Genomic DNA, 13,909 nt, shown 5'->3' with positions numbered 1-13,909 from the left:
AAAAAACAGAGGGCAATCTACTAACCCGTTAAACTTTTTGCACTTTCGCGGCATAGCCTGGAAGGATGCATATGACGGGAGAATCCAACGGCACGGTTGGGAGGCCTGCCGAAACGCTCTCTAGACCACCTCTCTCAAGCAAATTGGGAGGAATTTATGAAAAAGCTTACGACCCGCCGCGACGCGCTTCGTGGCATCGCAGGTGCTGGCGTTGCCGGTGCCGCCACACTCGCTGCCCCTCACATCGCAACTGCCCAAGGGCAAACGACCACTTGGAAAATCCAGACCTCGTGGCCGGGCGGTGCAGGCCTGCAGATTTTCAAGGACTGGTGTGCAACGATCGTTGAGAAAACCGGCGGTGAATTGGCATTTCAGCCGTTCGGCGCGAACGACGTAGTTGGTGACTTTCAGCTCTATGACGCGGTGAAAAACGGTGTTCTGGATGCCGTAAACCCGTTTACGATCTACGCGCAGGGCATCATACCGGCGGCAACCTTCCTGACATCGATCCCGCTCGGTCTGCGCAACCCGCATGAATTTGATGTTTTCTACTACGGCCTCGGCGGCATCGATATCGCCCGTGAGCTCTATGAGAAGCAGGGCATGAAATTCGTAGGTCCGGTCCACCACGGCCCGAACATCATCCACTCCAAGGTTCCGATCCGGTCCATCGACGACTTCCGCGGCCGCAAGATGCGCCTGCCGGGCGGTATGGTTGCCGAGGTGTTTACCGAAATTGGCGCAGAAACCACCGTTCTTCCAGGTTCCGAGATTTTCCCGGCCCTTGAAAAAGGCACGATCGACGTTGCCGATTATGTCGGTCCGGCGGTCAACTATGCGCTTGGGTTCAGCCAGGTCACCGACTACATCGTGATGGGGCCTCCCGGGTTCATGTCGCTCTACCAGCCGGTCGACATCATGGACATCACAGTCGGTATGGACGCCTGGAACAAGCTCAGCCCGCAAATGCAGCAGTTCGTCGAGATGGAAACACATGTCTACTCCGACGCACACCATGCTGCGATCCAGAAAGCCGACCAGGATGCCTGGGCGAAGTTCGAGGCAGACGGCACGGAAGTTACCCGCCTGACGCAAGACGACGTCGAGCTGATGACCGAAATTGCCGTTCCGATCTGGTTCAACTATGCCAACCGCGACGCAGACAGCGCCCGTGTGTTCAAAATGCAGCTCGACTACATGATGTCCGGCTCGCTTGGCTACGTGGATCCGTCTTTGACGGAAGGCCTTGAGCTGAAGCTCTAAGCCAAAAATCAGCCACTTCGGAAATCACCAGGTCCGCGCAGGAAACTGCGCGGCCCCCTCACATCGACGTTAGGTTCGCCGAACAACACTGCACGCCACCCTGAGCTGTGCAGCCTTTTGTAAAGGTCAGCAAGCAACAGGTGTCAGGGCAGACGCCTCTTCATGCGGAGACTGCGGCTGTCCGGGGGAAGGACAAGGCATGCCTCAATTGGATTTCACTCTGCCGCACTGGGCCTATTGGCTCGGCTTGATCCTGTTTCCGATCGTTGCGGCAACTCTGGCCAAACGGCCAAAACCCAAAGAACGGAAATATTCAACCGTTCTGGGCTACTTCATCTTGATTACAGGCGGCATTTTGGGGCTGCATAGGCTTTACCTCAAGAGCATGATCGGCTTGCTCTATATCCCGGTCTTCATTGTCATTCTTTTTGCCAATTCCCAGGGCCAGGACGCCCGTTCGGTCACTTCCGACATGTCCAACCTTGTCAGGCAGGCTGAACGGACCCTTGACCGTGAAGGCGGCCGGGTCACCTCTGCCGAAGCTGAACTGCCGGGGATGCGCCAGAAGCTTGCAGAGGCGGAAACTGGAAGTATAGCCGAACGGCGCGCCCAGCGGGATGTTCGCCGGGCCGAACAACGGATCGAACAGGGCCGCGAGCGCATGGCCGCGGCCGAAGCGGACCTGGAAACCGGACGGCCAGCGGCTGAAGAAGCGCAAGCCAATCTGGAGTTCTGGCAAAACATCGCGAAGTATGCCTTCTGGCTGATCCTGGCCGGGGTGGCAATTGACGTGTTCCTCCTGCCCGGTCTGGTGCGCAAGGCCAACGCCAACCTGCCGCCAGAACCAGAGCTCAGCGAAGCCGAGATCAAACTCAAAGCCCTTGAAGAGGCCGAGCGGAAAGACGACGCAAGTTACGTGTCGAGCGGCTGGACCGGTTGGATCGACCGCCTCTCGCTTTTCTGTGGTGAGTTTGTGGCTTATTGGGCCGTGATCGCAGTGATTGTCTACTACTTCGAGGTTATGAGCCGCTATGTCTTCGGCAGCCCCACGAACTGGGCACACGAAGCCATGTACTTGATGTTCGGCATGCAATACCTGATTGCGGGCTCCTATGCGATGCTGACAGAATCCCACGTCCGGGTCGATATTTTCTACGCGCCACTTTCCAAACGCCGCAAGGCGATCGTGGATCTGCTGACATCGGTATTCTTCTTCATCTTTGCCGGCACGCTTCTGGTGACATCCTGGATTTTCGCGTTCGACGCGATTGCCGTTCCCTCAGGAAATTCCCTGATTTCGGATTGGGCTCGAGGCGAGATCGGCTTTACCGAAGTCATCACCAGCTGGAACCTTGCGCAGTGGACTGACCCGAACATCCGCTGGGGCGAGATCAGCTTCAACGAGTGGGAAGTCCCCTTGTGGCCGATGAAAATGGTCATGATTATCGGCGGGCTGCTCTTGGTGCTTCAAGGCGTATCGAAATTCGCGCAGGACCTCCGCGCGCTTGTGGGGAGGGCTTAGAGTGTCATTCGGTCAAATCGCGTCATTTGATGAAGCCATCGGTTTCACTCGGCAAGGCGCGCCGTTTGCACGATGCGGCACATCGTGCAAACGGCGGAACGCAGCCGATGGAACAGATGGCTTCATCCGAGAAAAACAAGCTCAGCTTCAGATTCACAAGAAAGGGGCCGGACGATTTTGCCCCCTGGCGGCGTTGGGTCACCCTTGTGGTGGGACACACCACGGCGCGCGAACCGCCCTGCCAACGACCAAAATCGTCGCGGTCAAATGGCTCAATTTGATCGAAGGACACTCTAACGATGGGTCTTGAAATTGGCATTGAGTGGCTGACACTCATCATGTTCGGATCGCTGCTGGTGCTGTTGATGGCGGGCCTTCCGCTCGCCTTCGTGACCGGTGGCTTGGCCTGCGTGTTCCTGTTCATTTTGGGCGACGAACGCGCGCTTAACATCGTTCCGTCGCGCATCTTCCCGCTGATGACGAACTACCAGCTCTCGGCGATCCCTTTGTTCATCTTCATGGCGTCGATGCTGGAGCGAGCGGGCATCATCAATGATATGTTCGATGTCATCTATAAGGTGCTCGGGGGCGTTAAGGGCGGACTGGCGGCAGCAACCATCATTGCGTCCACGATTCTGGCGGCGATGGTAGGTGTGATCGGTGCGGCGGTGGTTACCATGGGCATCATCGCCCTGCCTGCCATGCTGAAACGCCACTATGACCCAAAGATCGCCATGGGATCGATCATGGCCGGCGGCACGCTCGGAATTCTAATCCCGCCGTCGATCCTTGCGATCATCTATGCCGTCGTGGCCGAACAATCCGTCGGAGAGCTGTTCATCGGGGCGGTCGTGCCGGGGCTGTTGCTCTCGGGCATGTACATCCTCTACGTGATCATATCCTGCACGATCAGCCCTGAAAAAGGCCCGCCGATCCCGGAAGAAGAGCGCATTCCCTTTAAGGAAAAAATGCGGCTGATGTCCGGCATGTCGGCGCCGATAGCGCTGATCGCAATCGTTCTCGGGGTCATCTTTACCGGTGTTGCAACGCCGGTGGAAGCGGCAGGGATTGGGACTTTCGGGGCAATCATCGTAGCCGCCATTCACCGGAACCTCGACTGGCAGACACTGCGCGAGGCCTCTCTGACAACCCTCAAGGCCTCCGCCATGGTCATCTGGATCATGTTCGGTGCCACCATCTTCGTCGGGCTTTACGTCCTGGAAGGCGGCCAGCAGTTTGTGCAAGGCGCGTTGGAAGCCACTGGCCTTGGACCCTGGGGTATCCTGATCCTGATGCAGGTGGTGCTGGTGATCCTTGGAATGTTCCTCGACTGGGTCGGGATCCTGCTGCTTTGTGTGCCGATCTTTGTGCCGATCGTCAAAGCGCTCGGTGCAGCAGCGTTCGGTCTGGACAACCCGGACGACCTCGTCCTTTGGTTCGGGGTGCTTTATCTCGTCAATATGCAGATGAGCTTCTTGTCGCCGCCGTTTGGCTATGCGCTGTTCTATCTGCGCGGTGTTGCGCCCCCGGACATCCCGATGACGGATATCTTCAAGTCCGCCCTGCCCTTCCTGGCGCTGCAAATCATCGGACTGGTGCTCTGTATGATGTTCCCCGGCATCATCACCTGGCTGCCAAATCTGGTCTACGGCTAGAAACAGGTCAGCTAGAAAGACCTACGGCTGCGCACTCTTAATGCGCAGCCGTAGTATTTTTCAGGAACGGAGGTCGTTAGAAGGCACGTGAAATACCGAGCATCAAACGATGATTCCCGGCAGTGCGCTTGGCCTGCGTTCCGGCAAAGGTGTCCTTGGTGTCGGCGATGCCGGTCAGTGTGTAGTCTGCGCGAAGACGCCAGTTGTCGTGCATCGCGACTTCCACACCGGCGCCAAGAACCGCGCCAAGCCCGACCGAACTCTCGGTCCGGCCATTGGCCTTCAGGCTGTGATCGGTCGCAGCAACGCCAAGACTGACATACGGCATGAAGTTGTTGATTGGCAGTCCGACCCGGGTTTTCGCGGTCACCGACCACTTGGACCCGGTCTCGATCGTACCAAGCACCGGATGCTGACCTTTTTTCGTGTCACCAATATAGGTCGCGGCCCCTTCCACGCCCAAGATCACCCGGGAAACTTCCCAGTTGTAGCCGCCAAAAACACCAAATGCGGCATCGAAACGGGAATAGTCTTTCTTCTGACCGCCGGCTTTCACTTCCGTGACTGTTTGAGACCCACCGGCCTCAAATCCGAGATACGGTCCTGCCCAAATGGACCCGGCAGGAGCCATTGGTACAAAATCAGTTCCGCCACCGACCGGCATGTCAGCGGCCTTGGCGCCGCCGACCAGAACAGCCAGGGCTGCGCATAAAACAAAAGGCTTTAACAGCCAATGTCTTGAGTTTGGAAAGGAATTCCGGAGGCGCCGAAACGGTTTTGGCCGCGGCGAACAGCCATAAAAAACGCAACTATCGCGATTGGTAAAGGAACTTACCATGGGAGGTCTCACTTCGGTTATCTCGTCAAACCCGAAACACAACAATCAAAAATTATTGTGAAACGATAATTTTAAAAATCACAACGATGATTATTTTGTCAACCGTAATGTTTTGAATTTGCGTTTTTTCTCAAAATGGACTAGAGGCTTTTCTCGTCACAGGGCAGCATTCACCCGCGTGGCAACATCCTCTTTGGCGGATGAACGCGCGCTGAACGCCCTGGCCCGAAGGCTCAAGATTCGCAGAACTAATTGATTTTACGAGATGTATTGGCCTTGCACCAATCAAGGCCGGAGGAAATCATGACAGAGATGGAATGGTCCGAACGCGAAAAACGACTGACACGGATCAGGCGGGTATCTGCGTTCATGAAATGGATGGTCAGCGGAATTCTGCTCCTGATCTTGATTTTTGGCCTTATCGTGATTGTTGGGATTTCTCTGCCGAACGAACTGATGATTGCACCGGACGAAACCATCGATTTTGCCGACATTGAACGTCCGCTGGGCGAGATCCCTCAAATCCAGCGCTTCGGCTTGTCGATCGTATCCGGCATCGCATTTCTGCTCTTGATGCTGGCCGGCTGGAACATTCGCCAGGTTTTCAAGCGTTTCCAAAGCATGGAGTTTTTCTCGCCCCAAACACTCGCCAGTGTCATTTCCTTTGGTGTCTGGCTCATTGCCTTTGCAACTTTTGACCTGATCAGCGATCCAGTCGGCTCGGTGCTTTTGACGTATGACTTTCCGCCCGGCGAACGGTCAATTGATGTGACCCTCGATGGGGGAGAATTGTTCTTCTTTGTTCTTGGGGCCCTGATGCTGCTTTTTGGCTGGATCTTGCGGGAAGCAGCGCTCATTGCGGATGAAAACCGCCAATTCATTTGATCTGATCCAGGGGACAGCACATGGTTGACACATCCATCAGTGAACAAAGCAAACGCCTGAAGCGCATTCGAATTGTTGCAAGACTGGTCAAATGGATCGCAACCCTATCCCTCTTCATCACATTGACGGTGGGGATCGGGCTGACTTTTGTATTTCTTTTCCCTGAAGGACCTGCGTGGAACATCGACGAAACAATCTGGATTGGCGAAGGCGAAAGAGCTTTGGCAGCCATCCCATTCGAACAACGGTTTATTTTGGCAGTCCTGCTGGTGGTCAACTTTGTGCTTGCTCTTGGAATCATTTGGGCGCTGCGATCAGTCTGCCGGCATTTTGAAACTGGGGACTACTTTTCCCCGCAGGCTTTGGAAAATGTCTTTTCGCTCGGCGCATGGATGATTTCATTTGCGGTATTTGATATTGCCAGTGATCCGGTCGGGATCATGGTCGCGACACTTGATTATCCGGAAGTGGAGAGAGTCATTGACGTTTCCCTCGATGGCGGCGAAATTTTCACAATGATTCTTGGGGCGCTTATGTTGTTGTTTGGATGGATCTTTCGCGAGGCGGCCCTGCTCGCGGAAGAAAACCGGCAAATCGTCTAGCATCAACGCATCAGGGTCTCGAATATGCCGATCATTATCGAACTGGATGTGATGCTCGCCCGCCGGAAGATGCGGTCGAAGGAGCTTGCCGAACGGATCGGTATCACCGAGCAGAATGTGTCCCTGCTCAAGTCCGGAAAGGTGAAGGGCGTCCGCTTCGAAACGCTGGAAAAGATCTGCGAAGTTCTGGACTGTCAACCCGGAGATATTCTGATCTACCAAGCGCCGGAAGACCCATAACCCGTCGAATTTTCATTAAATACAGATGAAACTGAGCAGATTACTGTAATTTCATCGCAAATTTTGACAATTAAAACGCTCCAGGATTATTGCGCATCATATCCTTTGGAGCTCATTTCTTATGTATGCACCGTCAGTTACAGACAATACTGGAATACGGCTGGCACCAGCCTCACGGACACGGTTGAGACACGGAAAACTCATCAAAGTCGACAAGACCGATATTTGTGATTGCACACTATACGACCTTCAAAACGGCGGGACAGGTGTCGTTATTCCGGACGCCGAAGCTGATTTACCCGACACGCTTTATGTCGCCGATACCAAACTTGCGACCGTGAATCTGGCGAAGGTGCGCTGGCGTGTTGGTTCCAACTTGGGGGTTTTATACTTGGAGAAGCCCGTTCAGCTTAGCCTGAAGCAGTCAGCCAAGACAAAATAACCGGCCGCGTTTCCCGCAGCCGGTCCGAATTTTGATTGCCATTTACGCTTATTCGGCAGCCTGAGCCGGCGCGTAACCAAGCTGAACATTCAGCTTTTCAATCAACCCGACAGCTGCTTCCGCAATGACGGTCCCCGGCGGAAAGATTGCTGCGGCGCCAGATTTATAGAGCTCATCGTAGTCTTGCGGCGGAACCACACCGCCCACGACGATCATGATGTCGTCCCGGCCCTCATCGGCCAGCGCCTTTTTCAGCGCCGGGACAAGCGTCAAATGGCCAGCTGCCAGCGACGACACGCCAACCACATGGACATCGTTCTCAACCGCTTGCCGGGCCGCTTCTTCCGGTGTCTGGAACAACGGGCCGATATCGACGTCGAAGCCGAGATCGGCAAAGGCCGAGGCAATCACCTTCTGGCCGCGGTCGTGACCGTCTTGCCCCATTTTGGCAACGAGGATACGCGGACGCCGGCCGTCGTCGTCCTCAAATGTTTCAACGAGCTTTTGTACCTTTTCCATGGTGCCGGACATTGCGCCAGCCTCCCGCTTGTACACTCCTGAAATCGATTTGATCTCCGCTTTATGGCGATCAAAGACCTTCTCCATGGCGAAGGAAATTTCTCCGACGGTCGCCATCGCCCGCGCGGCCTTAACAGACAGATCCAGAAGATTGCCCTCGCCGGTCTTCGCGCATTCTGTCAGGGCATCGAGCGCGGCCTGCGTCTCCGCCTCGTTGCGCTCTGCGCGCAGGCGTTTCAGCTTGTCGATTTGGGCCGCCCGCACGGTCGCATTGTCGACTTTGAGAACGTCGATGGCCTGTTCACTCTCCGGCTTGAACTTGTTGACGCCGACAACCGTTTGCGCACCGCTGTCGATCCGCGCCTGGGTCTTGGCCGCCGCTTCTTCGATCCGGAGCTTTGGAATACCTTTTTCGATGGCTTTTGCCATGCCGCCGAGCTCTTCGACTTCGCGGATATGCGCCATCGCCTTTTCAGCCAAATCCGCGGTCAATTTCTCAACATAATATGACCCGCCCCAAGGATCGATGACCTTGGTGGTGCCGCTCTCCTGCTGCAGGAAAAGCTGGGTGTTGCGGGCAATCCTTGCCGAGAAGTCTGTCGGCAGCGCCAGCGCCTCGTCCAGCGCATTGGTGTGCAGCGACTGGGTGTGGCCTTGCGTTGCCGCCATCGCCTCGACGCACGTACGAATGACGTTGTTGAAGACATCCTGCGCCGTGAGCGACCATCCTGAGGTCTGCGAGTGGGTGCGCAGGGACAGAGATTTCGGGTTCTTCGGCTGGAAGTTTTTTTCCATCAAAGTCGCCCATATCAGCCGGGCAGCGCGCAGCTTGGCAACTTCCATGAAGAAGTTCATGCCTATCGCCCAGAAAAACGACAGGCGCGGCGCAAACTGGTCAATATCCATGCCTGCGGCCACACCGGCGCGGGCATATTCAATGCCATCCGCGATCGTATAGGCAAGCTCCAGGTCCGCCGTCGCACCAGCTTCCTGCATGTGGTAGCCGGAAATGGAGATCGAATTGAACCGTGGCATGTTCTGCGATGTGTATGCGAAAATGTCGGAGATAATCTTCATCGACGACTTCGGTGGATAGATGTAGGTGTTGCGGACCATAAACTCCTTCAGAATGTCATTCTGAATGGTGCCCGAGAGATCCTTTTGATCAACGCCCTGCTCTTCCGCAGCGACAATGTAAAGCGCCAGCACCGGCAACACAGCGCCGTTCATGGTCATCGAGACGCTCATCTTGTCCAGCGGAATGCCAGAAAAAAGCGTGCGCATGTCATAGATCGAATCGATCGCAACACCGGCCATGCCGACATCACCCGACACACGCGGATGATCACTGTCATAGCCTCGGTGCGTGGCGAGATCGAAGGCAACCGAGAGGCCCTTCTGACCAGCGGCAAGGTTCCGCCGGTAAAAAGCATTTGAGTCTTCGGCCGTCGAGAACCCAGCATATTGGCGCACAGTCCAGGGCTGCTGGACATACATCGTTGGATACGGTCCGCGCATGAACGGCGGAAGACCCGGCCACGTGCCGATGTGTTTCAGATCGGCAATGTCACCGGCACTGTACGCGGCAGCGACATCAATGCCCTCCGGCGTCGTCCAGGCGGCCTCATCCGAAGCATTGGCCGCGCCAAGCGCGTCCTGAAACGGAACCTTGGAATAATCCGGAACCCGGCTCATGCTTGGCCCTCCAGTTCTTGTTCTGCTGAAGCGCTTGGGAGCCCCAAGAGGCTGTGCGCATCACGCAGCAGGTCCAATATATCACAACCGGCAAAAACGAAGGTTCCGACACCGGCAGAACGATAAGCGGCTCCCTTGTCGCCCGGCTTTCCTGCAAGGTAGATGTGTTTGGCCCCGCCATCAGAAAGGACTTTCGCAGCAGCTTCGGCCTCGTTTTCGTAAACAGTGTCGGACGACACGATACACGCCAGCGCTGCGCCACTTTTCTTGTAAGCACCCGCCATTTCGTCGATAGATTCATAGACGGCCGCTTCGCTCGCCTTCAGACCGCCGGCTGCGAATGCGCTGGCCAGCCACGTGGCCCGAGCCGTGAACTGCGCGAGCGGACCAAGGGTCGCAAGAAAAATACTCGGAGCCTGACCCGTTGCCCTTTCATGTGCTTCCGCGGCGGCCCGGAGCGCCTCGAAAGGTTCGGCATAGCGCCAGCCATCGTCTGAGTTTGTCTCAGAAAGCACATCAACGGGCTTTTCTCCAAGATTTGGGAACTCACTGACACCCGTGATCGGGCGTTTGCGCCGGGCGATGTCCTTTTCGATTTTCGTTTTGGTTTCAGAAATCTTCTTGTCAACCAGTCCGCTCTGGCGCGCAGCGAGCAATCCACCCGCTGCCTCGATTTCTTGGAAGAATGCCCAGGCAGCCGCGCAGAGTTGATCCGTCCGCGCCTCAATCGCTCCGGATCCAGCTGACGGATCCATGACCTTCGCCAGGCTGCTTTCTTCCAAAAGCATCGATTGGGTGTTGCGCGCGAGCCGGCGGGCGAACGCATCCGGCAAACCGATTGCGTCTGTGTGCGGCAATACACAAACACTGCCAGCTCCACCGACACCGGCCGCAAAAGACGCCACCGTGTTGCGGAGGAGGTTCACCCATGGGTCGCGCCGGGTCAGCATGCGCCGGGAGGTAACCATGTGCAGATCGGCGGGGTCTTGCGGCACGCCAGCGCCTGCCAAAACGGACGCCCAAAGTTTCCGGATGGCCCGGGCCTTGGAAATGGTGCCGAACTGATTAGCATCGGCGACCAGAGTGATCGAAATCCGCCTCGCCCATTCTTCCGGCGCGAGCGTTGCATTTTCCAGAGCGCGCATGTGCGCAACGGCAGAAGCAAGCACAAGCGCCAACTCTTGCGCATCGCTTGCCCCCGCATTGTGCCAGGCCTGACCGTCCGCGGTCAGCAGGCGCACCGGGCTACCACACGCAACACTTTCTTCCGCTACTGCTTTCAAAGCTGCGATATCAACTGCATTGGCCGTTTTGGCTGCATTCGGGTCATAAGAGGCAGTGAGACGAACGGCTGCCGAATTTTTGTGTGAGGATTTCAGGTAGCTAAGAAACTCTTTGATGAGCCCGAAGGTCTCGTTCCCTGCGTCGATGCGGGTTTCGATCAGATCGGGAAGAACACCAGCGTAAAGGCGAGCAAAATCATCAACAGTCTTTATTTGGGTACCTCGACCGGTTCCCAATCCAATTGGATCCAAGACAAGATCCAAACCGCTGGCCCCACCTTCCAAGTCCTTCAGGATTTGCGCATTCGCAGCTGAAAAATCCGGCAGGTCGATCCGCTGTGAAATGGTCCATGCACCCGGCTTGGCTCGCAAAGCCCGGGCTGGCTGGTCGGTGCGGTTGGCATAAAGCGGCTGGACCGGCAGACCGTCATCGGTATGAGAGGTCAGTCTATCGCGCGCAGCTCCTTTCAGAGCCTTATCGACCGCGGACCACCAGGACTCCTCATCAGCAGTGTAGAAGTGATCTGGCCCGGAAAAACTAAGTGGCATGGATACAGTCTCCCTTGCCGGCGTTTTTAGTCTGCAGGTTAAGCCTAAGCAACTCAGCATAAAGGGTAAGACTAATGAGAATAAAGCGGCAAAGCACAAGTCTCCGCGATCCCGCCGAGCCTCAGACGCCTATCCGGAGCTGATTCCTTGGCATAATTAATTAGGGGTTAAAAACAAATATTATTGTCATTATTTACAATATACAAAGAGGTGAAAAACAACCCCTGATAAACAAATCAGTAATTTATACACCCCCTCCCGCTGGGGAAATGCAAACAAAATGGCATATAAAGCCAACTTGCAGGTTTTTCCATATTGGTACGATCATCAATTGTATTGTAGCGTTGATTTGTTGACGCATGGGAAGTTCTATCCACGGAAGAACAACAAAGGTCCCACAAAATAAATGCGCAACGCTTCGAGTTTGGCTGGGGGTAGGTCACCTGTGCCATGCGCGAGTTAACCCATCGGGACCGCCAACAGCGTGTCTGTGGCGTGTCCAAAAAAGCGGCTTTTAAGCCGTAAAGGATGTGCACAATGCTTGATCAAACCGAATTGAAAAACAAACTGAGAGCAATCTCTGAGGCCAACGCGGCCCACCATGTTCTGGACATTCTGGAATCCAATCTTCGGCGTATGGGGGCAACCCATATCCTGATAACCGGTCTGCCGATGCCCAACCGTCCGATCGACAACCTGGTGCAGCGCTTCCGCTGGCCAGATCAACGCAATGATGGCATCGAGAGCACGTCTTTGTCGGCAAATGACAGTGCCTTGATGCTTGGGCTGGGCTCAAACCGGGCCCGTATCTGGACGATAACTGCCGGTGACATGGAGCATTCCGATCTCATGGCCTCGGCCGGTGAAGGAAGTCAGATCGTCGTTGTGCCGGTTACGGAACTTTATCCGTTCCAGGCATTTGTTTTTGCCAGTGGCCCGGCTCTGCAGGTCAGCAAATATGATCTGTCCAATCTTGAGGCACTGTCGGCAGCAGCTATCTCGCGCCTGCGTGAACTCGGCGTGGTCTCCGGCCAACGCCCGGGCGCTCTGTCTACTCGCGAACGTAAGGTTCTGGAGCTGACCGCTTACGGCAAAACCGCCGGTGAAATCGCTGATGTTCTGGATATCTCCCAGCGGACAGTCCATGCGCACCTGCAAAATGCCAGCGTGAAGCTGAATGCGTCCAACAAGACCCACACTGTTGTGGAAGCACTGCGTTACGGACAGATCAACGTCTAGGAAATTTACTGATGTGCCTGACTTGGCACCTGGACCTGACTGATTCTAAATGCCCCGTGGAGTTTTCCGCGGGGCTTTTTTTGTCACTACTGCACAGATCTCACGGATCAGGATCAGCAAGTCGATCGAAGTCATGTGAAACCGTCGTCAGTCAGAGATGTTGCACGCCAGTTTTTCAAAGCGGTGTCGAGATCAGTCTCGAACACATAGCCCGATGACTTAAGCTTTGCCGGGACAATGTTCGTTGATACCACCAGCTTCTGAATACGCGCCCGGTTGATCCCGTTTCTGATGCCAAACGCATTCAGGATTTCAAACGGCAGACTTGCAAGCTTCATCAAAGGCAAGGGAACAACACCCCGGGGCTGAGACAGGCCGCCGGCTCGCTCAAAACTCTGGCAGATTTCTTCAATTGTATACGGGTACGGATAGCAGAAGTTATAGAGCGATTGCCCCTCCTCCTGCCCCAGCATGAAATCGAAAGACCGGATCAATTCATCAACATAGCCGCACGCTTTGATCGTGTCCTTGCGGCCCGGATAGAGAAAGAACCCCTTTTTCAAGGCACCCGCAAGCCGGGTGAAGTTGCCGTTTTCTCCAGCACCGAAGACAACCGCAGGTCTGGAGATCACTAATTTACGATCGGGCGCTTCTTGCTGCCAGCTTTGCTGGATCTGCTCGGCCAACAGCTTGGACCATCCGTAGGCGGATTGCGGCGCGGTGGGAGTGGTTTCTTCTTTCGGTGCCTCATCTGGGCCATACACTGCGATCGAGCTGGTAAAAACGATCTTTTTGACACTCAAAGCTCGTGCGAATTCGCAGATATGCGTCGCCCCGGCCACATTCGTTTCATAATACTCATGGGTTTCATGGCCAGGTGTCCGGTGGACAGCTGCAAGATTGAAGATAACATCAGGGACCTGACACAGATCCACAGGCAGCGGCCGACGAATATCTGCGATTTTGTAATCGACAGTCTCGACCGGTACGCGCGGTGCGACCAGATCAACACTCACCAGTTCCTCGAACTTGCCGCTTTCTTTCAAGGAAAGAAGCAGGTGGGACCCGATAAATCCGGCGCCGCCAAAGACTACAGCCCGCGACATGCTTTTCCCTCATCCTGAATTCGACCTAGTCAGAAAGCCTCAAAGACCTGAATAAATTACTGACAAATGCG

General features: G+C 55.4%; 13 protein-coding genes. 8 read left to right on the top strand and 5 right to left on the bottom strand.

Translation table 11 applies throughout. The features are described 5' to 3' along the window. The first annotated feature begins 156 nt into the window (after nucleotides 1-156). Together dctP and SADFL11_RS01525 are read left to right on the top strand one after the other, a co-directional pair. Entirely contained in the window at nucleotides 157-1,263 is a 1,107-nt protein-coding gene (gene dctP, locus SADFL11_RS01530) for a TRAP transporter substrate-binding protein DctP (RefSeq protein WP_040450786.1), read from the top strand. Between the two features lie 199 nt (nucleotides 1,264-1,462). Beyond that, a complete protein-coding gene (locus tag SADFL11_RS01525; RefSeq protein ID WP_008194837.1) occupies nucleotides 1,463-2,785 on the top strand; it encodes a TRAP transporter small permease subunit in 1,323 nt (440 codons plus the stop codon). Between the two features lie 22 nt (nucleotides 2,786-2,807). On the opposite strand, the gene SADFL11_RS01520 is transcribed toward SADFL11_RS01525, so the two are convergent. Further along, nucleotides 2,808-3,077, bottom strand: a complete 270-nt coding sequence (locus SADFL11_RS01520; RefSeq protein ID WP_040450787.1) for a hypothetical protein — start codon at nucleotides 3,075-3,077, stop codon at nucleotides 2,808-2,810. 7 nt (nucleotides 3,078-3,084) lie between these two features. Between SADFL11_RS01520 and SADFL11_RS01515 the strand changes: the two genes are divergently transcribed. Further along, the gene (locus SADFL11_RS01515; protein WP_008191667.1) at nucleotides 3,085-4,440 is read left to right on the top strand and encodes a TRAP transporter large permease; all 1,356 of its coding nucleotides are present in this window, start codon (nucleotides 3,085-3,087) and stop codon (nucleotides 4,438-4,440) included. 76 nt (nucleotides 4,441-4,516) lie between these two features. Here SADFL11_RS01515 and SADFL11_RS01510 read toward each other — a convergent pair whose 3' ends face one another. Continuing rightward, entirely contained in the window at nucleotides 4,517-5,104 is a 588-nt protein-coding gene (locus tag SADFL11_RS01510; protein ID WP_209002710.1) for an outer membrane protein, read from the bottom strand. Between the two features lie 477 nt (nucleotides 5,105-5,581). Between SADFL11_RS01510 and SADFL11_RS01505 the strand changes: the two genes are divergently transcribed. The 4 genes from SADFL11_RS01505 (at nucleotide 5,582) to SADFL11_RS01490 (ending at nucleotide 7,447) form a co-directional block, all read left to right on the top strand. Then, the gene (locus SADFL11_RS01505; protein WP_040450789.1) at nucleotides 5,582-6,163 is read left to right on the top strand and encodes a hypothetical protein; all 582 of its coding nucleotides are present in this window, start codon (nucleotides 5,582-5,584) and stop codon (nucleotides 6,161-6,163) included. A gap of 20 nt (nucleotides 6,164-6,183) precedes the next feature. Beyond that, nucleotides 6,184-6,765, top strand: a complete 582-nt coding sequence (locus tag SADFL11_RS01500; RefSeq protein WP_008196760.1) for a DUF2975 domain-containing protein — start codon at nucleotides 6,184-6,186, stop codon at nucleotides 6,763-6,765. Between the two features lie 24 nt (nucleotides 6,766-6,789). Continuing rightward, nucleotides 6,790-7,005: a helix-turn-helix domain-containing protein gene (locus SADFL11_RS01495; RefSeq protein ID WP_008189941.1), complete on the top strand. Its 216-nt coding sequence runs from the start codon at nucleotides 6,790-6,792 to the stop codon at nucleotides 7,003-7,005. Between the two features lie 121 nt (nucleotides 7,006-7,126). Further along, nucleotides 7,127-7,447, top strand: coding sequence for a hypothetical protein (locus SADFL11_RS01490; protein WP_040450790.1), 321 nt, complete (start codon nucleotides 7,127-7,129; stop codon nucleotides 7,445-7,447). 48 nt (nucleotides 7,448-7,495) lie between these two features. On the opposite strand, the gene scpA is transcribed toward SADFL11_RS01490, so the two are convergent. Both scpA and SADFL11_RS01480 read right to left on the bottom strand, forming a co-directional pair. Next, nucleotides 7,496-9,661, bottom strand: coding sequence for a methylmalonyl-CoA mutase (gene scpA / locus SADFL11_RS01485; protein WP_008191620.1), 2,166 nt, complete (start codon nucleotides 9,659-9,661; stop codon nucleotides 7,496-7,498). Further along, nucleotides 9,658-11,493, bottom strand: coding sequence for a methylmalonyl-CoA mutase subunit beta (locus SADFL11_RS01480; RefSeq protein ID WP_008195529.1), 1,836 nt, complete (start codon nucleotides 11,491-11,493; stop codon nucleotides 9,658-9,660). The genes scpA and SADFL11_RS01480 overlap by 4 nt, the downstream gene beginning before the upstream one ends. 537 nt (nucleotides 11,494-12,030) lie before the next feature. On the opposite strand from SADFL11_RS01480, the gene SADFL11_RS25515 reads away from it, so the two are divergent. Then, on the top strand, nucleotides 12,031-12,732 hold the full coding sequence (locus SADFL11_RS25515) for a helix-turn-helix domain-containing protein (RefSeq protein ID WP_040450791.1): 702 nt from the start codon (nucleotides 12,031-12,033) through the stop codon (nucleotides 12,730-12,732). Nucleotides 12,733-12,863: 131 nt separating this feature from the next. Here the strand turns inward: SADFL11_RS25515 and SADFL11_RS01470 are convergent, their stop codons facing one another. Continuing rightward, complete coding sequence (locus tag SADFL11_RS01470) at nucleotides 12,864-13,838, bottom strand: NAD-dependent epimerase/dehydratase family protein (RefSeq protein ID WP_008195204.1); 975 nt, start codon at nucleotides 13,836-13,838, stop codon at nucleotides 12,864-12,866. Between the last annotated feature and the right edge of the window lie 71 nt (nucleotides 13,839-13,909).

This window comes from Roseibium alexandrii DFL-11, from assembly GCF_000158095.2.
Taxonomy (GTDB): Bacteria; Pseudomonadota; Alphaproteobacteria; order Rhizobiales; family Stappiaceae; genus Roseibium; species Roseibium alexandrii.
The sequence above is the reverse complement of the archived record's forward strand: the minus strand, read 5'-3'. Positions and strand labels throughout refer to the sequence as shown.